Below are 818 nucleotides of genomic sequence, written 5' to 3' on the forward strand. Positions count from 1 at the left end.
CTTAAATCCAGCATAACCAGACTGATCTGTCCCTGGCATATTCCCAAGAGATAAAGAAGAACCATCTGGATAAATAACTCTTGACCAAGCAATAAGTGCTCTTTTTTGACCAGTAGATACACGACTATCATATGTTCCAATTAGCCTCGACCCCAAAGGGATTAAAACATTTTGGCCAGTAGCGGAATCATAAACACTTTCTCTTACTTGAGCTATGATTTGTCCAGGTAAATCACTGTTAATACCACTTATCATAATACTAGGAATAATGGTTCCAGCCTTAATCTCAAGGCTTGCCTTGATAGCTTCTTGACGCGTGTTTTTTAAGTAAACTTCTGCTTCTGGAGATTGAGATAAAAAAGCAATTTTTTGTGCTTGCATATTAGGATCATGCCCCCCATCACCATTGTATAAAGATGAGTTAGCGGATAATCCAGATCGACCAAATAAATTTTCAAGGGTCGCTTTTTGCGGATATGTATCTTGAATTGGAGATTGATTTTTTACCTTTGAATTGATTGTAAAGGAAACCGTAGGATCAGAATCTAGAGCAGCCTCCATTTTAGCTAAACGCCTCTCCAAAACACGTGTTAATAATCTCTTTTGTGCTTCATCTTCTTCATCTACTGTTTTATCGAGTTGTTTTTGTTCTGGATTTGTATCTGCTTTTGCTAACTGTTTAGTTTCAATTGGTTTAATTGGCTCTAATGGTAACTCTGGTCTTGCTGCTTGAACATAATCATCACCCTCCGGACGAATTGGCAAAGGTGTTTCATCTACAAATAGTTTTTTTTTGTCTTCTACGGCAACATTATTAG

The 818-nt window shown here is 37.3% G+C and carries 1 protein-coding gene; it reads right to left on the bottom strand.

Annotated features, from left to right (window positions below; genetic code table 11):
* Positions 1-818, bottom strand: an 818-nt coding sequence (locus K3248_RS08575; protein ID WP_281421936.1) for a TraB/TrbI/VirB10 family type IV secretion system protein, incomplete at both ends; no start/stop codon positions are given.

Origin of the sequence: Bartonella raoultii (genome assembly GCF_019659805.1) — a bacterium.
GTDB classification, from domain to species: Bacteria; Pseudomonadota; Alphaproteobacteria; order Rhizobiales; family Rhizobiaceae; genus Bartonella; species Bartonella raoultii.